The 20119-nt window shown below is 72.8% G+C and carries 17 protein-coding genes and 1 tRNA gene; 4 read left to right on the forward strand and 14 right to left on the reverse strand.

The features are described from left to right. Window positions 1–3: 3 nt before the first annotated feature. Window positions 4–1665: an arginine--tRNA ligase gene (argS, locus tag ABH931_RS06070; RefSeq protein WP_370110630.1), complete on the reverse strand. Its 1662-nt coding sequence runs from the start codon at window positions 1663–1665 to the stop codon at window positions 4–6. Window positions 1666–1754: 89 nt separating this feature from the next. Next, complete coding sequence (locus ABH931_RS06075) at window positions 1755–2195, reverse strand: PleD family two-component system response regulator (RefSeq protein WP_370110632.1); 441 nt, start codon at window positions 2193–2195, stop codon at window positions 1755–1757. Between the two features lie 141 nt (window positions 2196–2336). Here ABH931_RS06075 and ABH931_RS06080 point away from each other — a divergent pair. Further along, window positions 2337–2411 (forward strand) — tRNA-Arg (locus ABH931_RS06080). A 76-nt stretch (window positions 2412–2487) separates the two neighbouring features. Here the strand turns inward: ABH931_RS06080 and ABH931_RS06085 are convergent. From ABH931_RS06085 to ABH931_RS06100, 4 genes are read right to left on the reverse strand one after another with little or no spacing between them, the layout of a single operon-like run. Next, window positions 2488–3672 carry a tyrosine-type recombinase/integrase gene (locus ABH931_RS06085; protein ID WP_370110634.1) on the reverse strand — a complete coding sequence of 395 codons (1185 nt, stop codon included), beginning with the start codon at window positions 3670–3672 and terminating at the stop codon, window positions 2488–2490. Then, entirely contained in the window at window positions 3672–3893 is a 222-nt protein-coding gene (locus tag ABH931_RS06090; RefSeq protein WP_370110636.1) for an excisionase family DNA-binding protein, read from the reverse strand. Before ABH931_RS06090 ends, ABH931_RS06085 begins: the two co-directional genes overlap by 1 nt. Beyond that, the gene (locus ABH931_RS06095; protein ID WP_370110638.1) at window positions 3878–5305 is read right to left on the reverse strand and encodes a replication initiator; all 1428 of its coding nucleotides are present in this window, start codon (window positions 5303–5305) and stop codon (window positions 3878–3880) included. Before ABH931_RS06095 ends, ABH931_RS06090 begins: the two co-directional genes overlap by 16 nt. Beyond that, window positions 5302–5874: a hypothetical protein gene (locus ABH931_RS06100; protein WP_370110640.1), complete on the reverse strand. Its 573-nt coding sequence runs from the start codon at window positions 5872–5874 to the stop codon at window positions 5302–5304. The genes ABH931_RS06095 and ABH931_RS06100 overlap by 4 nt, the downstream gene beginning before the upstream one ends. Window positions 5875–6128: 254 nt before the next feature. Between ABH931_RS06100 and ABH931_RS06105 the strand changes: the two genes are divergently transcribed. After that, entirely contained in the window at window positions 6129–6896 is a 768-nt protein-coding gene (locus tag ABH931_RS06105) for a GntR family transcriptional regulator (protein ID WP_370110642.1), read from the forward strand. Between the two features lie 503 nt (window positions 6897–7399). On the opposite strand, the gene ABH931_RS06110 is transcribed toward ABH931_RS06105, so the two are convergent. Beyond that, window positions 7400–7819, reverse strand: coding sequence for an SMI1/KNR4 family protein (locus ABH931_RS06110; RefSeq protein WP_370110644.1), 420 nt, complete (start codon window positions 7817–7819; stop codon window positions 7400–7402). A gap of 284 nt (window positions 7820–8103) precedes the next feature. Beyond that, window positions 8104–8310: a hypothetical protein gene (locus tag ABH931_RS06115; RefSeq protein ID WP_370110645.1), complete on the reverse strand. Its 207-nt coding sequence runs from the start codon at window positions 8308–8310 to the stop codon at window positions 8104–8106. Window positions 8311–8594: 284 nt separating this feature from the next. On the opposite strand from ABH931_RS06115, the gene ABH931_RS06120 reads away from it, so the two are divergent. Both ABH931_RS06120 and ABH931_RS06125 read left to right on the forward strand, forming a co-directional pair. Continuing rightward, entirely contained in the window at window positions 8595–9086 is a 492-nt protein-coding gene (locus tag ABH931_RS06120) for a hypothetical protein (RefSeq protein ID WP_370110647.1), read from the forward strand. Next, window positions 9083–9553 (forward strand): PH domain-containing protein, encoded by a 471-nt coding sequence (locus tag ABH931_RS06125; protein WP_370110649.1) that lies wholly within the window; start codon window positions 9083–9085, stop codon window positions 9551–9553. The genes ABH931_RS06120 and ABH931_RS06125 overlap by 4 nt, the downstream gene beginning before the upstream one ends. 758 nt (window positions 9554–10311) lie before the next feature. Here ABH931_RS06125 and ABH931_RS06130 read toward each other — a convergent pair. From ABH931_RS06130 to ABH931_RS06155, 6 genes are all read right to left on the reverse strand, one after another. Continuing rightward, window positions 10312–10710: a hypothetical protein gene (locus ABH931_RS06130; RefSeq protein WP_370110651.1), complete on the reverse strand. Its 399-nt coding sequence runs from the start codon at window positions 10708–10710 to the stop codon at window positions 10312–10314. Beyond that, window positions 10707–13661: a hypothetical protein gene (locus ABH931_RS06135; RefSeq protein ID WP_370110652.1), complete on the reverse strand. Its 2955-nt coding sequence runs from the start codon at window positions 13659–13661 to the stop codon at window positions 10707–10709. The genes ABH931_RS06130 and ABH931_RS06135 overlap by 4 nt, the downstream gene beginning before the upstream one ends. Window positions 13662–13690: 29 nt before the next feature. After that, entirely contained in the window at window positions 13691–15196 is a 1506-nt protein-coding gene (locus tag ABH931_RS06140; protein WP_370110654.1) for an aromatic amino acid ammonia-lyase, read from the reverse strand. A 151-nt stretch (window positions 15197–15347) separates the two neighbouring features. Then, window positions 15348–15971 (reverse strand): prepilin peptidase, encoded by a 624-nt coding sequence (locus tag ABH931_RS06145; RefSeq protein ID WP_370110655.1) that lies wholly within the window; start codon window positions 15969–15971, stop codon window positions 15348–15350. Window positions 15972–16091: 120 nt separating this feature from the next. Continuing rightward, a complete protein-coding gene (locus ABH931_RS06150; protein ID WP_370110657.1) occupies window positions 16092–17744 on the reverse strand; it encodes a mucoidy inhibitor MuiA family protein in 1653 nt (550 codons plus the stop codon). Beyond that, entirely contained in the window at window positions 17741–19903 is a 2163-nt protein-coding gene (locus ABH931_RS06155; protein ID WP_370110658.1) for a DUF4139 domain-containing protein, read from the reverse strand. The genes ABH931_RS06150 and ABH931_RS06155 overlap by 4 nt, the downstream gene beginning before the upstream one ends. Window positions 19904–20119: the final 216 nt, after the last annotated feature.

Raw genomic sequence — 20119 nt, forward strand, 5'->3', positions numbered from 1 at the left:
CTGCTACATCCGTTCGGGCGCGGAGACGCCCAGCAGTCCGAGGCCGTTGGCGACCACCGTCCGCGTCGCCTCGACCAACCACAGCCGGGCGCGGTTCAGGTCGGTGGCCTCCTCGTCACCGCGCGGCAGTACCCAGCAGTTGTCGTAGAACCGGTGGTAGTCGCCGGCCAGCTCCTCCAGGTAGCGGGCCACGCGGTGCGGAGCACGGAACTCACCGGCCTCGGCCAGCTCACCCGGGAACTCGCCGAGGCGGCCCAGCAACTGGTTCTCCCACTGCGTGCTGAGCAGCTCCGGCTTGAAGTCCTCGGCCGCACCCTTGTCGACGCCCAGCTCGGCCGCATTGCGGGCGATGGAGGACATCCGGGCGTGCGCGTACTGGACGTAGTAGACCGGGTTGTCCTTGGACTGGCTGGTCAGCACGTCGATGTCGAGCGTGAGGGTGGAGTCGGTGGGGACGCGGGCCAGCGAGTAGCGGGCCGCGTCGACGCCGACCCAGTCGACGACGTCGTCGATGGTGATGATGTTGCCGGCGCGCTTGGACATGCGAACCTCTTCGCCGTCCTTGAGCATCTTCACGAACTGCCCGATCAGCACCTCGATGTTGCGCGACGGGTCGTCACCTGCGCACGCCACGATCGCCTTGAGGCGGCCCACGTAGCCGTGGTGGTCGGCGCCGAGCATGTAGACGTTGACGTCGTTGCCGCGGTCGCGCTTGTTCAGGTAGTACGCGGCGTCGGAGGCGAAGTAGGTGGTGTCGCCGTCCGCCTTGATCAGGACGCGGTCCTTGTCGTCACCGAAGTCGGTGGTGCGCAGCCAGACGGCGCCGTCCTGGTCGTAGACGTGACCCTGCTCGCGCAGCCGCTCGACGGCCTTCTCGACGGCGCCGGAGTCGTGCAGCGACTTCTCGGAGAACCAGACGTCGAAGTGGACGCCGAACTCCTCCATGGAGCGCTGGATCTCGGCGACCATGAGGCGCAGGCCCTCGGAGCGGAACTGCTCCACCTGGGCGTCCTCGGCCTCGTCCAGGATGCCGGGGTTCTGCTTGACGATCTCGGCGGCGATGTCGTTGATGTACTCGCCGACGTAGCCGTCCTCCGGAACCGGGCGGTTGTTCGCCGCGGCCTGGAGCGAGGTGCCGAACTTGGAGATCTGCACGCCGGCGTCGTTGATGTAGTACTCGGTCGTCACGTCGGCGCCGCAGGCGCGCAGGATGCGCGCGAGGGAGTCGCCGACGGCGGCCCAGCGGACGCCGCCGATGTGGATCGGACCGGTCGGATTGGCGGAGACGAACTCCAGGTTGATCTTCTGCCCGGCAAAGGCCTCGCCGTGGCCGTACTGCTCACCGGCGGTGACGATGGTCCGGGCCAGCTCACCCTGCGTCGCGGCGTCGAGGGTGATGTTCAGGAAGCCCGGCCCCGCGATGTCGATCTTCGCGATCCCGGGCAGCTCTCGCAGCCGCGCGGCGACCAGCTCGGCCACCTGTCGCGGCGGCTTGCCGGCGGCCTTGGCCAGCTGGAGCGCGACGTTGACGGCGTAGTCGCCGTGGTCGCGGTTCTTGGGACGCTCGACGTTCACCGTCTCGGGGACGGCGACGGTCAGCTCGCCCGCCTCGACGGCGGCGCTGACGGCGGCCTGGACTGCCTGGGAGAGCTCTGCGGGTGTCACGGGGCAAGCCTAGGCGAGACCGGCCGCAACCCTGGCATCCGTTCTGCCGTCCGAGACGCGCCACCCCACGACCCGCCCCCCACACCCCCTCACGGCGTTCGCCGTGGGCGAACGCCCATCGCCTCCTCGTGCACCGACCGCCCCGGTCGCCCCTCACGCCCCGTGACCAGGCGGCCGACCAACGCCACCAGATCCATCGGCTCGAACGGCTTCGCCAGATACCCGTCCACCCCGACGGACTCCCCGCGCTCCAGATCCAGCTGGGTGCAGGCGCTCACGATCGCTATCGGCAGATGGCTCGTCCGCGGATCGGCGCGCAACTGCGCCGCCGTCCGCAACCCGTCCAACCGCGGCATCACCACGTCCAACGTGATCACGTCCGGCCGCACGACGTTCACGACATCCAGACACTCGGCCCCGTCGGCGGCGGTCACCACCTCAAAGCCCTCGAGCTCCAGGTTCACCCTGATCAGTTGACGGATCACCGCGCTGTCATCGACAACGAGCACCCGCCCCGACTCGCCTGACACATCACTGAGGGTATGCGGAGGAACCACCCTCCGTCCTCGTTTTGGCCACTTCCACCGGAACTGGTGAGGAGACCTTCCGAAAAGCCTGTACACGAGCAGGGGGTCTGGGCTGGTAGTGTTCTCCACGTCGCAAGACAGTGCGCCCCCGTAGCTCAGGGGATAGAGCACCGCCCTCCGGAGGCGGGTGCGTAGGTTCGAATCCTACCGGGGGCACCAGTACCACTGAATGCCAAAGGCCCAGGCCAGCGAGGTTGACTCGCCAGCCCGGGCCTTGAGTGTTTCTGAGGCTGGATCAGCCCCGCGCCACTTCCGCGCCAGATTCCTCGGGTGGGGTGCCCTTGTGGCCTGGCTTCCGCCGCTTCGGAGCGAGCGCCTTCCGGATCTCCCGGTCGATCCCGTCCGCGATCACGCGGTCGCGTTCGGCCCGCATGTGCTGGTAGCGCAGGGCCGCATCCATGGTCGAGTGGCCCATCCGGTGCATGAGCTCCCGCGTGCTCGCGCCGGCATCGGCCGCCATGGCGTTGCCAAAGTGCCGCAGGTCGTGGAAGCGGACCCGGCGGATCTCCGAGTCGGCCAGGGCCGTTTTCCACAGGTGGTGGAAGTTGCTCCGCCGCAGCAGCCCGCCGCGAGGCCCCGCGAAGACCCGCCCGTCCGGACCGTTCTCCGAGAACCAGCGCAGGTGCGTCTCCACTTCGGACGCGAGCGCTTCGGGGAAGGCCACCGGGCGGACACCAGCCGCGCTCTTGGGGAGCTTGATCTCCAGAGCGCCGGTCGCGAGTTCCGCCTGAGACTGCCTGATCCGGATGACCCGGTGCTCCAGGTCGATGTCCGAGCGACGGAGCGCGGCGAGCTCACCGAACCGGAGACTGGCGAAGGCCGCCAGCAGGACGAGCACCCGGTAGCGAGGCTGGATCGCGCCCGCCACGGCATAGACCTCAGCGATCGTCAGCACGGGCCGTTCCGGCGAATTCTCGTCTCCTCCACCCTTAATCCGGCAGGGGTTCCGCTGGATCAGCCCGTCGTCCAGGGCCGTGTTCAGGATCGCCCGGAGCACGCGGTACGCCTTGGCCACAGTCGCTTCCCCGACGCCCGCATCGATCAGCTCGGTGCGCCAGGCCCGGACCTTCGCCGGGGTCAGCTCCGCCAGCATCCGGGCCCCGAGTTGCGGCCTGACGTGCAGGCGGATGACGCCCTCGTACCGCTCGCGGGTGCGCGCCGACAGGTCTCGATCCCTAAGCCAGTGATCCGCGAACTCCCCCAGGAGAACCTTCCCGGCGTCCGGATCAGTCCACTGACCCCGCGACATGTCTGCTTCGATCTGCGTCAGCGCGATCTCGGCATCCCGCTTGGTCCGGTACGTCTCCTCACCGTTGCGGTAGAGGTTAGTCTCCGGGTCGCGGTAGCGGATCTGCCAACGGCCCGAACGGAATTGGCGGACCGCTCCGAAGCGCCGGCGAGTGCCCTTGGTGTTCGTCATCAGGCAGCCACCGCCCTCAGCCGACGCCCGCGGACGACCGGCCGGACCGTGTTGGCCTCGATGTAGGCCGCCACGACGCTCTCCCGGATGCGGACAAGGCGCCCCACGTGGACGAACTCGATCCGGCGTTCCTCGATCAGCCGGCGCACGAAGCGCTCCTTGCTGCTCTCCCAGGTGCCGAGCCTCTCGGCCACCTCACGTACGGTCAGCAGGCGGTCCACGCCTGTTCCTCCTCTCGGTCCAGGAGCGATGCGAGCTCCTCTCTGGCAGTGATGCGGTTCTCGTAGATCTCCCGAGCAACCCCGGCGGCAAGCCAAGATTCGCCCGGCGTCAGCCCGGACCCGGCAAAGGTCCAGTGCGCGAGCACGAGGGTTTCTTCGTCGGGCAGGTCGTCCAGGTCGGGCAGCCCTTCGGCGAGCAGCCGTTCGCGCAGTTCCTCGCGGGCCTGGGCGGCGCGGAAGTCGGTCCGGGTCTGCCGCAGCGCGCCGAGGGTGGTCGAGTAGGTCGGGGACTTGGACGAGAAGTGGCCCCGGAAGCCGAGCATGTGCGACCAGTGCGCGAGCAGGAGTTCCGGGTAGGCGTCGTCCAGGTCCCAGCAGGTCTCGATCAGGCGCCGAGTGTGCGCGGGCACGTCATAGCGCTCCACCTCGCTGCGGTCGATCAGGCGGCGGTCCACGCTGTCGGTGCTCTCGGCCGCCTTGGTGGCGTACTTGGCCACGTAGGAGGCCACGGCCTGTTCGGTGATCTCCGAGCCGTCGCCGAAGGCCCGGATGGGACGCACGTCGATCTGTTCCCCCCAGCGCAGCACGCGGCCCGGCTGATCACCGGACGGGCCCAGTGGCACCGAAGCATCACGGGCAGCCTCGTGGATCGCACGGTCAAGCAGGGCGACCGTGGCCCAGGCGGGAGGAGGGCTGGCCGGACCGTCCGGGCCGTCGAGGCGGATCACCGCGTGGAAGTGGACCGCGCCCCGGCGCTGGTACTCGGCGACCTTGCCGAAGCTGACACGGGCCACGTTGTCGAACTCCCAGCGCTTGAGCCCGGCGGCCTTGGCCAGCTTGCGGCCCAGGTAGGTCGTGAACCGTCGCCACAGGGCGGGGGCGTTGTTGTTCCACAGCACCGCGTGCGCGTAGTCGTACCGGTCCGGGTCGAGCGGGGTGCCGAGGTTCGGGTCTCCGGTCAGGTGGGCGGTGCCGCAGCGGCAGGCCCCGGCGTCGGGACGGTTGTGGACCGGGCCGAAGGACGGGGCGGTCAGCGTGGCGAAGACGCGAGGGTGATTCCGGACCGTCGCGGGGACGCCCTTGCTCTCGTCGCCGATGAGCCCGGCGCGGATCAGGTGGTAGGTGTCAGCGGCGTAGGTGCGCGAGCAGGCGGGGCAGCGCGAGGCCCGGCGGTTGCCGCAGGCGACCTTGATCCGGCCGTCCGGCTCCGACGACGTGGCGTAGGTGTGTAAGACCTGGCCGGTCGGGCCGTGGAGCAGGGTGCGGAAGCCTTGCAGGTGGATCGGGTGCGAGCAGCCCCCGGTGCGGCGGATCAGCTCCACCTGACGGGGCACGGCACCCTGACGGGCCAGGCGCGCCAGGTCCAGGATCGCGGCGCGCTCTGACTCGTCGGCGGGCAGGGGGAAGGTCACGCAGCCACCGCCCCGGCGATCGGCCCGGCCTCGACCAGCTTGGAGCCGCAGCAGATCCGGCAGTAGATCTCCATGCCCGTGGTGTCCCAGCCGGTGCCCTCGCACTCGATGCAGGCCGTCCACTGGCGGGCGGCGAACTCGGCGGCGCACTCGGGGTTGATCTGGCTGTGGGAGTCGCCGCAGACCGGGCAGTCGTGGCCGGTGCGGACCGAGCGGATCTCCCGGCGCTTGCTCTGCACCACGTGCGAGATGTTGATGATCAGCCGGGTGTCGAAGCGGTCCCCGTGCGCGGCGCGGGCCTTGGCCAGCTTGGCCGCGCTGTGGTGCTCGCCCTCGGCGGAGACGAGCCAGTAGGTCAGGAGCTGGATCGCGTCCTGGGCCACGCCGAGGCGGCCCCGGAAGCGCAGGCCCTGCAAGGCGAACGCCGCCAGCGCGGACGGGTCCGGGTTCACCGTCGCCTCGTAGTCCGACGCGTGGATCGCCGCGATCAGCTCGGTCTCGGTCAGGTCCGCGAGCTCCGGGAAGAACTCGGGGACGGAGGCAAGCGAAGCGGGCAGCGTTGCAGGCATGATGGAACCTCCCGTATGGGACAGAGGGGCGGCGTATCTGCTTGGCGGTGGAGCGCCGCCCCTGGCTGCGAACAGACCTGTGGATCACTCAGGGTCGAGCCTTGGTTACCCGTAAAGGTTATAACGAGTATGACGTCTTGCCAATAGGCCGCGACCTGCGCCTCTATCTCCAGCTAGTGCCTGCGTGCTCTACTTGTCCTATCGAGTAGACAAGGCGTCCACTTGGTTGGACAGACGACGGAGAGAGTCGGCCCGTGGCCACATTCCAGGAGCGCCCCGCATACGTTCAGATCGCCGACGACATCCGCCGTCAGATCACGGACGGGGCACTCAGCGCGGGCGACAAGCTCCCGTCCGAGCAGGAGCTGATGGCCGACTACGGCGTGTCCCGGATCGTGGTTCGCATGGCCGTCGAGGTACTCCAGAACGAAGGCCTGGTCCTCAAGCAGCAGGGGCGAGGCACCTTTGTTCGCGAGCAGCGCCCAGTACGCCAGCGCATCATGGGCGATCTCTATGGGAAGCGGCCGACCAGCTCCCCGATGAAGCGCGCTGCGGAGGCCCAGGGGCGACGCTCCGAGTGGGAGTACCAGAGCAGGCGGACCACTGCCACGAAGGCCATCGCCGAACGACTGAACATCGCGGCCAGCGACCCGGTGATGCGGACCAACTACCGGTTCTTCGCGGGCGAGGAAGCCGTCATGCTCTCCACGTCCTACGAGCCCTTGGCGCTCACCGAGGGAACGCCGATCGAGCAGCCAGAAGGCGGAGCAGTCACCGGAGTGGTTCCCCGCTTCGACTCCATCGGCCTGAACATCACGCACGTCACCGAGGACGTGAACGCCCGCGCTCCGCGCCCCTACGAGGCGGAGGCCCTGGACATCGCCCCAGGCGTGCCGATCATGGCCATCATCCGGACGTACTTCGTCGCCGACAGGCCCGTTGAGACGTGCGACATCGTGGTCGCTTCGGATCGGTACACGCTCACGTACAACGTGCCGATTCCACCGGCCGAGGCTGACTGATCAGTTCCATGACGCCACATCATTGATCCACGCCCAAGGCGTGGTGACGAGTTTCGCTACTGAATCAAGACGACCACGCCGCGCCATGCGCGGCGCGGCCCGCCCCGCCGCTCGGGCCCGCCTCCGCTTTTAGGCTCGGCCGGGCCCGGCGGCGGGCGGCCCGCCGCACCACAACGAGCCACCCCAGTACGAACCCCCACGGGGCAGTCGCTGACGCGATCCATCCGCCAGCCCAGTGGGTCGCCAGGTTGCCTCCGGCGGGGGCGCTCCGGCTCCGGGATGGCCAAGGTCAGCCTGCGAGTGTCGGTCTGTCGTGGCTGGCGAGGGGTTGCCTTCCCGCCGGCCATCAACCCAGGCAAAGCCGAGCAGACCTGCCCTCTGGGGTCCAGATCGTTCGTACAGTGGCGCGCTCCATCTGGCCCCCAGAGGGCAGGCCCGCTCCACGGGCGTGTGGGTCGACGGCAGACGGGATGGCAGCGGGCACCGCTGTGGTTCCTGCGGAGCTACCCTCCGGTCCGATACCAGTCTCCTTCGTCTCGCATGGCGATCCGGACGTACGCCTCAAGATCTGGGGCAGCGAACACCCACTCCCCTGTCTCGGCTACCCACGCGAATACCGATCCATCTGCCACGAGTGCAAAGCGGTCGTCCCAACCGTTGTCACCGATGAACAGGACCTCTCCGTGCCCTGCGTAGAGATCACCGAGGCTCTGGTCCGAACGGAGCCTCAGGTTTTCTTCCTGGAGTCGCTTGGTGCTCCAGATGACATCCGTGCCGTACTCGTGCTGAATCCCATCGCAATCGCTGAGCAAGAGGGCCAGGACCAGAGGCAGGTCCCTCCCGAGAGCCGTCTCGGCAGCCCTGAGAGCGTCCGCGCCCAGCGGCGAGCCAAGCACCACGTCATGGCACAAGTCCTGTGCCAACGATCTCCAGGACATTGGACTCCCATGCACTGAAGGGGGCCCGCGCCAGAACCGCGCCAGAACGACCGGTACCTCACGGGGAATCCCGGACAGCAGGGGTCCCGCGACGAGGGAGCCGCCAAGGGCGCATTTGCGCAGGTCGGTAGGATGATCTCCTTCGCACCCTCCGGAGGCGGGTGCGAAGGTTCGAATCCTACCGGGGGCACTTCGCAGTACGCACCACAAAGGCCCAGGTCAACCGGGATACCCGGTCTGCCTGGGCCATCGTCGTTTCTGAGGCCCGATCAGGCCCGTACCCCTTGCGTGCCCAACTCGTCGGGCGGGGTGCCCTTCTGGCCGGGCTGTCGTGCGTAGTCGGCGCGCGACGTGACCTCGTCGTAGGTGCTGCCGGTCAGGACGGCCTCGAGCTGCGCCATGACCACCACCGGGTCGAAGCCCTTGAGGTGGACCACCTCGAAGCGGGAGGCGTCGGGTCCTCCCGGCTGGTCCATCACACTCAGCGCTTCGTGGTCGTTCGCGCGCGGCGAAGTAGTCGATCAGCGGCATGACCGGATGATGGCACCGCCCACCGACAGATGAGCAGCGGCGCCGGAACTGGCCGGCCGGTGTGGCCTTGGAGGGCGGGAGTCTGCTGCTCGTCGCAGTGCGCCGAGGGGGACGGTCGACCCTCTGGTGGAGTCGCGGCGCCGGAGGCATACTCTGTCGGTCCGCCCGGTGGGAGTGCTCAGGACTACCGCTCACCGGCGACTGCACCAAAGGAACGGACAGGGCGAGCATGCGCGCGAAGCAGGCGTTCGGACAGCGGGGAGCCGATCGGCTCAAGCGGTGGATCTGGCGCTACGCGGTGCCGTTCTTCGCACTGGTCCTGATCGCCTTCTCGGCTCTCGACATCGGTCCCGCCTGGGCCGCGCATCTGGGTCACGGAACGCGCGGCACCTTCACCGCGACCTCGGTGAGCTGCGACAAGTCCTGCTTCTACACCGGTGACTTCGTGTCGACCGACGGCTCGGTGACCCGCCACGGCGTCGGCATGGACAGCGGTGCGCCCTCGCACGTGGGTGGCTCCGTACCCGCGCTGGACACCGGCGACCGGGTGGACGTCTTCCCGGCGGACGGCGGATCGGACTGGATGACCGTGTCGCTCGTCCTGCTGGCCGCTGTCGCCGTGCTCGGGGTCTGGACGTGGCAGGTTCCGCTGCTGCCGCTGAGGCGGCGGCGGGCCGCGGCGAGGGCCTACGCGAACTCCGGCAAGGCTCTCGGCGCATGACCGCGACGCGGTACCGGGCCTCACCGCAGCTACGGCGCGCCGGGAGGCTGGTCCTGGCCCTGACACCAGGGCTCTACACCGTGGTCGCGGCGGTTCTCAGCCTGAAGGGCGGCTTCCGCTGGGACCACTTCCTGTTCGCCTACGCGGCCTGCGTCGTGCTCTGCACGCCGGTCATGCTGGGCGTCGGCGCCCGCTACCTGGGGTCCACCACCGTCGACGCGACGGGCATCCGCACGCGCGGCTTCGTCATGCGGCGGCACGTGCGCTGGGAGGACCTGGTCTCGCTGGAGGTGCACTCCATGGGGAGGGGCGGCGGCTGCGCGCTCTACGCCGGGCTGGGCCGGCAGCGGGAGGTGTTCCTCCTCGGCGTCCTGGCGATGCGTGAGGACGAGCCGGAGTTCGTCGCCGCCGTCGAGGGCATCAGGGTGGCACGGCGCGAGGCAGGTGAGGTCGGAGCTCGCCGCTAGCAGCACGCGGTACGATCCTGCGCATGGCTGCCGACGAGGCCGGAATATCGGCTCTGACCTGCGAAAACGCCTGCGACGGCGAGCAGGGGGCGACTAGAATGGGGATGCTGGCGCAGCCAGCAGCCAGCAGCCAGCAGCCAGCAGCCAGCAGCCAGCAGCCAGCAGCCAGCAGCCAGCAGGTGCTGTGTGCGGTGAGGTCCGCGGCCGCGCTGCACCGGTTGTTGGACGTGCTGCCCGTGTTCGACGGGGATCCCGAGGTCACGGTGCGGTTCACGCTCGTGCCCGGGTCGCGGTTCGGGGTGGAGGCGCTGGCCGCGCTCGAGCGCGGGAGGGGTGGGGCGCGGGTCGTGCCGTGGGCGGAGGCGGTGCGGACGCCGTACGACCTGGTGCTGGCCGCCAGCCCCAAAGGACCGTTGGACGCGCTCGATGGGGCGCACGTGCTGCTGCCGCACGGCGCCGGGTACAACAAGGCGATCCCGGGCGAGGGAACGGACGGGGTGCCGTCCGGCATGGACGGCGGGAACCTGCTGCGCGGGGACGGGCGGCCCTGGGCCGCGCTGCACGCGGTGGCGCATCCGAGTCAGATAGAGCGGCTCGCCCGCCACTGCCCCGGCGCCGAGCGGCACGCCGTGGTCGTCGGTGATCCGACGCTCGACCGGATGGTGGCCTCCCGTGCCCGGCGCGAGGAGTACCGGGCGGCACTCGGCACCGGCGGGCGCCGGCTCGTCGTCGTGAGCTCGACCTGGGGCCGGCACTCGCTACTGCGCCGACGCCCGGACTTGGTAACGGAGTTGGCGCAGGCGCTCCCCCATGACGGCTATCAGGTGGCCCTCGTCGCCCACCCCAACGTGCACAGCCACGAGGGATGGCGGGAGATCGAGCGGAAGTTGCGCCCCGCCCTGGACGCCGGCCTGATCGTCGCGGACCCGTACGAGGAGTGGGCCGCACTGCTGGTCGCCGCCGACGTGGTGGTCGGCGACCACGGCTCCGCCGCGCTCTACGGCGCCGCGCTGGGCCTGCCCGTCGTCGCGGCCGGTGACGGCGGGCCGGAGCTGCTGGACGGGACGCCGATGGCGGAGCTGCTGCGTCGTGCTCCGTGGCTGAAGGGCGCGGACGGGTTCGAGGAGGCATTCGCACAGGCCCGCGTGCTGGATCAACGGGATTGCGTGGAGGCTGCGTTCGCCGAGCGGGGGCGGAGTCTGGAGCTGCTGGGCCGGGAGTTGTACGGGCTGCTCGGGCGGGCCGCTCCGGAGCGGGTCGCCGAGACGCTGCCCCTCCCGGGGCCAAGGAACCGGCCACGGCAGCCCGGCGCTTTCGCCGTCGCGGTGGAGAGGGTGTCGGGGCGGACCGTCGCCGTCGAGCGGTTCCCCGTGGACAGTTCGCGTGGCACCCACCACCTCGCCATCGAGTTCGGCGTCGCGAGCGACCGGCAGGTGCGCGGCGCGGGCGTGCTGGTCCGCCGCGTCGTCCGGCCGCAGCCGGACGACGCCCCGCACAGCGCCGGCTGGACGGCGGACGGATGGTGCCGCTGGGCCTTGCGCGAGCACCCGTCCTGCCGGACGGCGGCCGTCGTGCTGGACGCGGACCGTGTGCTCGTCCGCAGCGCCCGCCACGGCGCGCTCGTCGTCCGGATCGCACCGGGGGCGACAGCGGACGGGCGAGTGGTGCGCACGGACCCGGCCGTGGCGGCCTCCGTCCTGCACGCGTGGACCGAACCGCTGGTGGGCGTGGGCTCTCTGCGCTGCCTGGTCGGCGGTCGCACGCACGCGCTGCGGCTCGACGCGCCGACGCAGCGGGAGCTGGAGCAGGAGGTCTGACGCCACCTCACTCCACCGGGAGGCCGAAGCGGCTGCGGATCGCCAGCGCCTCGGCCCGGTACCGCCCCCCCCTCGGCGCCCGGCACGAGCTCGGCGAGCGCGCCGAGGACGCGCGCCTCCTCCGCCGTCGAGCCACGGGCGCGGGCGCCGCTCAGCGCCGCGGCGTAGCGCGCGCGGGCCTCGTCGGCGTCCTCCGGGCGCCCCGTGCGGGCGAGCGCGCGGCCGAGTTCGAAGCCGGTCCGGGCGGTGATGCGCTCGCGGCCCTGCTCGTGCGCGGCGGTGTGGGCCTCGCGCAGCAGCGGCACAGCGCGGTCGAGGTGGCCCTGGGCGGCGGCCGCCTTGCCGAGCTGGTAGGTCTGCAGCAGCACGCCGTAGGCGTTGCCGATCGCGGCGTGGATCTGCCGCGAGGCCTCGAAGTCGCGTTCCGCGTCGGTCCAGGCTCCCTGTGCGGCGGACAGGTTGCCGCGGAACTCGACCGTGGAGGCGACCAGCTTGCGGTCCCCGTCCCCCTCGCCGAGCAGTTCCGCGCCGGCGAGCGCGTGGCGCAGTTGCTCCCCCGCTTCCTCGAACCGGCCCTGTTCCCAGAGCGGGCGCGCCAGTTGGCACCGCAGTCGGACCAGCGCCCGCAGCTCGCCCGCCCGCTGGGCGGCGGCGACGCCGTGACGGAAAGTCTCCACGACGGCGGTGTCGTGCGGATGATCCAGGTAGTGCGTCCACAGCGGCTCGCACAGGGCCCAGGCGTCCTCGTCGCGCTCCTCCTCGTAGGCGAGCGCGACGCAGCCGAACAGGGCGGCACGCTCGGCCTCCAACCAGCGCAGTGCGTCGGCCTTTCCGGCGAGTTCGACGTCGGCGGAGTGCGACGGCTCCGGCAGGGCGGGCGCGAGGGTCAGGCGCGGCCCGGCGGCGAGCGCGTCCGCGCGGGCCGCCTGGCGGCGGTACCAGCGAATCAGCCGCGTCCGCGCCTCGGCCGCTTCCTCGGGCCCGGCGTCGCGGGCGCGGCAGCGTTCGGCGTGGCCGCGGAGGAGATCGTGGAGCCGGAGCGTGTCGTGGCCGCGCCCTGCGGAGCGGTCCGGAGCTGGGCTGTCCGGGGTGGGGCGGTCCGGAGCTGGGCTGACCGGAGCGAGGCGGTCCGGAGTTGGGCTGTCCGGGGCGGGACGGGCCCCCGCGAGATCGGGGCGCGCCAGGTCAGGGTGGGCCAGGCCTGGCTCGGCCGGTGCCACGGCGGACTTGGGGGCGTACTGGAGCAGGCCTGCGTCGATGAGTTCGTCCAGCGCGTCGTCGGCCTCGTCCGGGTCGGTGCCGAGCAGCGCGGCGGCCGGGAGGGCGGAGAGCTGGGGCGCGGGGTGGAGCGGGAGAAGGCGGTAGAGCCGGGCGGCGGTCGGGCCGAGCGCGGCGTAGGCGGCGTCCCAGACGGGCTCGGTCACGGGCATCCCCTCGTCCTGGAACCGGGTCCGGAGCTGGGCGGCCAGCCGGGCCAGCGGGCGGCGCGGGTGGCGGCGCACCCACTGCCCGGCGACGTGCAGGGCGGCCGGCAGGCCGCCGCAGCGGCGGGCGAGTTCGGCCAGCGCCTCCGGCTCTTCCGCCGGGCGTTCGTCGTCGACGAGACGCCGGAGCAGCTCGACCGCGTCCGGCTCGGCGAGCTGCTCGAGCGGCAGGCTGAGCGGGATCGCGCCGTCGAGGTCGCGCAGCGGGCCGTGGCTGGCCAGGATCGCGACGCAGCCGGGGCCGCTGGGCAGCAGCGGCAGCGCCTCGGCGCCGTGGCGGACGTTGTCGAGCAGCACGACGACGCGTCGCTCGGCGGTCAGCGACCAGTACTGGCCGCGCCGCGCGGTCGCCGACCGCCGCAACCACGTCGGCGGCACGCCGAGCCCTTCCAGCAGTTCCCCGAGCGCCTCGGCGGGATCGGCCGGGTCCACGGGCTGGTGGCCGTGACCGGCGATGCCGGCGCCGCTACCGCGGTGGTCGTCGAGGTCGACGTAGAGGACGCCGTCCGGACAGCGTGCGGCGAGCGTCCGCGCGAGCCTGTGGCTGAGGGCGGTCTTCCCGATCCCGCCGAGCCCGCTCAGCGCCACGACCAACGGTCCCTGCCGCTCCTTCGAGGCCGCCGCGTCGACGGCCGCCCGCTGCGTCTCCCGGTCGACGAAAGGCCGGTTATCCGGCGGCAGTTGGAAAGGAACGGACGACTCACGCTCGGCCAGGTGGACGTGGATGTTGTCGATACGCCCGCTCTGGACGACCGTCTCGACCCGGGCGTCGCCGCCCACGGAGTAGTGCGTCGTCTCGTCCGCCACGGGACCAACTCTACGGCTGTGAAGGCCGCTTAAGGGTTGATCAGCAGATCCGCCGCCGCCTGGACCGCCGTGGTGAGCTGCTGGTCCGCCGTGCCGGACTCGACGACCGATCGGGCCCGGTCGTAGAAGGCGCGCAGTTCGCCGTCGCCCGCGGGGACGGTGTCGCGCAGACGCAGGGCCCGCACGGCGGCGAGGAGTTCGCAGGCCAGGACGAGGCGGAAGGGCTCGACGGAGTCGAGGAGGCGGCGGGCGCCGGTGGAGGCGAAGCTGGAGTGCTCCTCCACGCCACGGGAGAGCACCGCGTGGCCCAGGGTGACCGGCTGGGCGAAGGACCGGAGTTCGGCCAGGGCGGACTGCGCGGCGTATTCGGTGATCATGATGCCGCTGCTGCCCTCGACGTCGGCGGCGAGGTAGGGGGCGAGTCCGGTGAAGGCCGGGTCGGCCAGGGTGCCCAGGCGCGCGGTGGAGAGCTGGGCGGTGCCGAGCAGGGCGAGGCGGTACTGGTCGCCGGCGAGGGCGAGTCCGGCCTGGTGGAAGCCGCCGTGGTGGTGGTAGTCGAACCCCTCGGCGTCAAGCAGGGGGTTCTCGGCGGCGGCGTTGAGCTCGACACCCAGGATGCGGTCGAGCGCGTCGGCGGCCTCCAGCGCCGCGCCGTGGACCTGCGGCAGGCAGCGCAGGCCGAAGGGGTCCTGGACCAGCGGCGGCTGCCAGTCCGCGGCGGCGAGCAGGCCGCGCATCCGGGCGGCGAGGCGGGTCGCACCGGGGTGGGGGCGGCGGGCGTGGACGGCGTCGGCGTAGGGCTCGGCGGAGCCCCGCACGGCGGTGAGGGTGAGCGCGGCGACGAGCGGGATCCGGTCGAGCAGGGTCCGCAGGTCGGTCGCGGCGAGCGCGGTCTGCCCGATCGTCAGCGCGCTGCTGGACATCAGCGGCAGTGCGTCCCAGTGGGTCAGCGCCACCGGCGCGGGCGCCTGGGCGCCGGGCGCGCCGCCGTGCCACGGGAGCTCTCCGGCCAGCGTGAGGCCGAGCTCGCCGAGCGCCGAGAGGTCGGCGGTGCCGACGGCGCCGTAGGCGTGCACGGCGGGGACGTGTCCCGAGGCGAGCGCCTGCCCCATCCGGTCCACGACGTCCAGGCCGAGCGCGGAACCCGCGCCGAGCAGTTGGTTGAGCCGGACCGCGAGCATCGCGCGGGCGTGCTCGTCGGGGACGACGGGCCCGATGCCGCCGCTGTGGCTGCGCAGCAGGTTCATCCCGAACGCGTCGGCCGCCTCGGCCGGGACGTCGGTCGTCCGGTTCACACCCACGCCGGTGGTGTGCCCGTACACACGCTTGCGCGCTGTGACCCGCAGCGCGGCGACCCGCGCCGCACGGACCCGTTCACACGCGCCCGGGTCGAGCACCGCGTTCACACGCCGCCGGGCCAGCGCGGCTACGTCGGCGGCGGTGAGATCGCCGCCGGTGAGGACGAGACGGTCACGCGTGGGGACCGGCACGAACGAGGCGGGCGGCAGGGCTGGAGAGAGCTCGGTCGACGACATGGCGGGCCGTTCCAGGACGCGCGGGAGGGCGGGACGGCTCGATGGTAAGTCCCGCAGGTCACGGCCGTGCCGGCGTCCACGTCACAACCGGGGCCGCAGCACAGTCGGGGCCGCAGCGCAGTCGATGCCACCACAAGGCCCCGGGGCGCCGTCACAGCAGCAGCGCGAGCAGGGCGCCGACCGCCATGAACGGGCCGAAGGGGATCTGGGTGCGCCGGGACGCCCTGCGGGAGACCAGCAGCGCGACCGCCAGCACGGCGGCGAGGAGGGAGGCGTAGAGCGTCCCCGCGAGGAGCGTGTGCCAGCCCGCGTAGCCGAGAACCAGACCGACCACACCCGCGGCCTTCACGTCGCCGAGGCCCGCACCGCCGAAGAAGGCGAGCGCGTAGTAGCAGGCCGTCAGGACGAGGGCGGCGAGCAGCGCACGGACCAGGGCGCCGCCGTCACCGGGCAGGGCGAGCAGCGCGAACAGCACCGGGTAGGCGGGCAGGGTCAACGCGTCGGGGAGACGGCGCAGGCGCAGGTCGAGCGCGGTGAGGGCGGCGGCGAGGACGGCGAAGACCACGTGCGCGGGCAGCAACGCCGAGAAGCCGTCCCGCGCGGCCAGCGCGGCGACCGCGAGCAGCGCGCCGACCGCGATCGGCACCGCGTCGCGGCGCAGCACCGCGCGCGTCTCGGCGTCGGCCTTCGGGAACACCTGGAGCACGCGCGTCCGGGACGCGGCGCCGGTGGACGCCTCGGCGGTGCCGGCTGCTTCGGACGACGTCTCCGGCATGACTGCCCTCCGGTGACCGAGCTGGGACGGTCGGATGGAGTCATCCTCGCGCACCGTGTGAACCGATGTGCTCGATTTCGTGGATTGGCGATCGGTTCACACGAGCGGTGCCGGCCGGCGTCAGTCGGGCAGCGCCACACCCCGACCGGCCACGACGTCGTAGCGGAGCACCAGCGTGCGGCGCTCGTCCGGGGCGAGGGTCACCTCCCAGCGGACCACTCCGTCGGCGTCCACCGCGTCCGGCGCGGGGGTGGTGCCCTCCTTGTCGACGCGGATCTCGACCGCCGAGAGCTCGGAGACCGGAATACGTTCACGCACCACGACCCGCGCCGGCCCCGCGTCCGCCGGGGCGAAGCGGGACAGCGCGACCGTGACCTCCCGGCCGCGCACCGAACGGCCGGTGAGCGCACCTGTCTCCCGCGTCTCGCGGACTGTCCGGACCGCGCGGTAGGTGTCCTCGCTGCCGAAGCCGATCTCGGCCACCGCTCCCGGCGCGGTGAACCGCAGCTCGGTGCGTCCGACGAAGCCGCCCCCACGCACCAGGTCCACCGGACCCGACAGCAGCGGCTCGCCCAACCCGTTGCGGAAGCGCACGCTGCGCACGACGACGGGAGCGAGCTCCGGAGCACAGCACAGCTCCACCGACGCGGACGCGGTCTCGCCGCCGAGCGCGACCCGGTGCGGCCGTCCGTCGCTCGGCACCGACAGCGGCTGCGGGACCGTCAGACTCCGTGCCTCGCCGCCGTCGTCGACCCCGGGCAGCGCCGGGGAAAGAACCTGCGGCAGCGACGGCTCGGCAGCGTCGAGGCCACCCACGTCCGGGCCGAGATCGGGGATCTCGACCTCGCGCAGGTCCACCTCCACGGTGCGGCGCTCCTCGCTGCTGCGCTCGCGCAGCGTGATCACGTCGGAGGTCAGGAACGGCGGCTCGGCCGCCCGGGTCGGCCGCGCCGTGGAGAGGGTGACCCGGACGTCCTGCCAGGGCTCGCCGGTGCGCTGCCAGACGAACGCGTCCCGTTCCAGCAGCAACTGCGGCGGCTCGGGGCCGTCCTCCCCGTCGAGCGTCGCCCGGTAGGCGGGACGCCACAGGGCGCACGGCGTGAGGTGGCGGATGACCAGCTCCGCGTCCTCCTCGACCGCGGCCTGGAGTTCGACCAGCGCCTCGACGTGGGCGCGGAGCTCCATCGGCCGCTCCTCCGCCTCCTCCCAGGCCTGCTGGGCCCGGATCAGTCGCTGCCGCAGGCGGGTTCGGTGGAACCGGGCGGCGCGCAGCGCCTCCGCCTGCTCCTCGTGGGCCGTCTCGGCCCGGTCCAGCTCCTCGGCCCAGTGCTGCGGACGCGCCCCACCCGCGCCCGCCTCCTCGCTCACCGCGCGCCGCAGGTCGTCCAGGAGCTGGTCCAGCACGGCGACGCGGCTCTCCAGCCGGGCGGCCTCCAACTCGGCACGACGCAGTTGCTCGGACAGCTCGTGCACCTGCCGCTCGACCTCGGAGGCGTCCTCGCCCGGGCCGCCGGTCACCGCGCTCGGCGGTCGCGGGACCCAGCGGCGCACCACCCGCAGGTCCAGCACCCGGCCCTGGGTCGCGGCGGACAGCTCGCCACGCAGCGAGTGGTCCACGACGAGCGGGGTCACCGGTCCGAGCAGCAGCCGGTGCGTGCCCGGCGGCAGCACGCCGAGCCGGTGGACGCGGGTCAGCTCCGCCCGGTCCTCCAGCAGCGTCACGGCGGTGACCGGGAGGGGCGACAGGTCCGGCTGCGGGTCCTCGTGGCTCATGCGTCCCTCCGGTTTCCGCCGACCACGGCCTTGCCGACCGGGAACCGCAGCTGATGACCGGCCGTCAGCGTGAGGCTGCCGCCCGCCTCGACGACGACGCGCCAGCGGCGCAGGCCGCGCCGCAGCTTGGGGTCGTCCTCGGACGCGACGACCGTCCACGGCGGGTCCGCCGGCGCGTCCTCGATCCGCACGTCCTTGTCATCGCTGACCGGGACGCGTTCCAGCAGCTCCAGCGAGACGGCGTGGCCGAGCCGGTTGGCCACCTCGATCTCCACGCTCTGCGCCACCACGGTGCTCCCGCCGCGCAGTCCGGTGGAGGTGGACTCGGCCGTCCGCACGCGCCGGGCAACCCGCACGCCCTCCTCGACGCCGATCCCGATCCGGCGGCTCTGCCCGGGCGCGAGGACCGGCATCGGCACCGTCGCGGTGTACTCGCCGTCGACGAGGATCTCCACCGGTCCGGCGAGCAGTGCGTGCCGGCTGGTGTTGGCCAGCTCGACCGCCGCGTAGACGGCCGGGTCGAGGGCCGGGACGCAGAGGTGCCACGCCGTCAGGCCCACGGGGAAGTCGTCGACGGGCACGCTGTGCCAGCGTCCGTCGGCCGGGACGTCCACGGGCGCGGCAGCGTCGAAACGGTAGGCGAAGGAGCCGGGCCAGAACCCGACCGGCACCGCGTGCGGCGGTGCCGACTGCTCGGCGACGGCCCGGGCGCCGCGCACTCGCTCGGACTCGGCGGCGCCGTGCCCGTCCGCGACGTCGGGAGCGAGCCGCCCGCGCGCGGCCGGGGCCGCGTCGGGACCGGCGAGGACGAGGCCCGCGTAGTCCTGCAGTGCGGGATCGGGCTGCGGTGGGGACGGCGGGAGCGGCGGCGCGGCGGCGAAGGCGATCGCCTGCGGCGCGGGCGCGCCGGGCGGGGGCGGTGCCGGGATGCCGCGCGAGGCGGCCCCCGGGCCGCGCGGCGCGGCGCCGAGGGCCGCGGGGGCGGGCGGCCCGCCGTAGGGCGCGGCCGGACGCGGCCCCACGGCACGGGGACCGGCCCTGCGGTCCAGCGACCGCATCAGCAGGTCCTCGTGGCCCTCCCCCGACACCGTCGAGGCCGACCCGGCCGTCGCTCCGGCGGTGGCCATCTCGGCAACGCTTCGGCCTGCGCCTGCGCCTGCGGCGACCGCGCCGAAGGCGGACCGGGTCCGGGCCACCGGCGGAGCCGGAGTCCCGGTGGGGCCGCGGCCGGCGTCGTCGTAGCCACCGAACAACTCGCCCGTCCCCGTGGGCGGTTCGCGCCACAGTGGCCCGGGGGCGGCCTCGTCCTGGCGGCGTCCCAGCCGCATCGACCGCAGCTCGGGCAGGCTGGTGCGGCGGTGCAGATCCGCGGTGGACAGGCTGAGCCGCACGCCCGTCCAGTCCTCGCCGGTCGCCTGGGCGATGTTGGCGCGCATCGCGAGGCCGCCACCGGCGGCGGTGCCCGCGCCGCGCGAGAGGGTCAGCTGGTAGGAGGGGAACCACGTGGTCCCGGGGACGACGTACTCCAGCTCCAACTCCAACTCCAACTCGGCCGGGGTGCTCCCGGCGAGCGTCACCACGACCTCGACGGAGGTCAGCGTGGTCCGGGTGGGCAGCGCCCGGGAAGCCTCGGCGAGGCGATGCCGGGCGACGTCCCAGGCGTGCTCGGCGCGGCTCACCTCGTCCTCGGCGGAGAGGAGCCGCGCGTGCAGGGCGGAGAGCCGGGTGTCGACGAAGTCGGCGAGCGCGAGGAACGCCTCGACCGGCGCGGGGCGCGGCGGGTCGCCGCGCCGCTGGGTGGGCGGCACCGCACGCAGGGCCGCTGTCGCGTCCGCCCGCCCGGCGAGGCGGTCCCGCCGGGCCCGCGCCTCGTCGTAAGCCTCCTCGGCGGCGTCGACGTCCCGCTGCAGGGCCGCGAGGCTCGCGGGCTCCCGCGGCTGCGCCCGCACCTCCCGCCGCACATCGGTCACCCTCGGGCCGGGGCTCAGCGTGCGGGCCCGCAGCGAGCCCGCATCAAGCGCGAGCGGCAGCCCACCCACCCGGATCCGCCCCGGTCCCTCGGGCGGCACTGGCACCACGACCCGCCTCCGGCACAACGCCCCGGAGGCGTACACGGTGACGGAGTCCAACCGCGACTCCGCGACGACTTCGCGCTCCACGAAACCCCCTCGGGTTGCCGAGCCCCCACGGTATCCGCAGAAGCCTCCGCCGGCCGGGAAACCATGCACGACCCAGGGACGCGCGGATTCCGCAGGCGAGCAGCCATGCACCACCCAGGGGCGCGGAGCTCTGCCGATATGCGGCTCCTCCCCCGGCCTTCGGCCGGGAGGGGCCCCTGCGTGGGCGCGGCAAGCCCCCAGCCTTCGGCCCGGAGG

Origin of the sequence: Streptacidiphilus sp. MAP12-33 (assembly GCF_041261265.1) — a bacterium.
In the GTDB taxonomy this organism is placed as follows: domain Bacteria; phylum Actinomycetota; class Actinomycetes; order Streptomycetales; family Streptomycetaceae; genus Streptacidiphilus.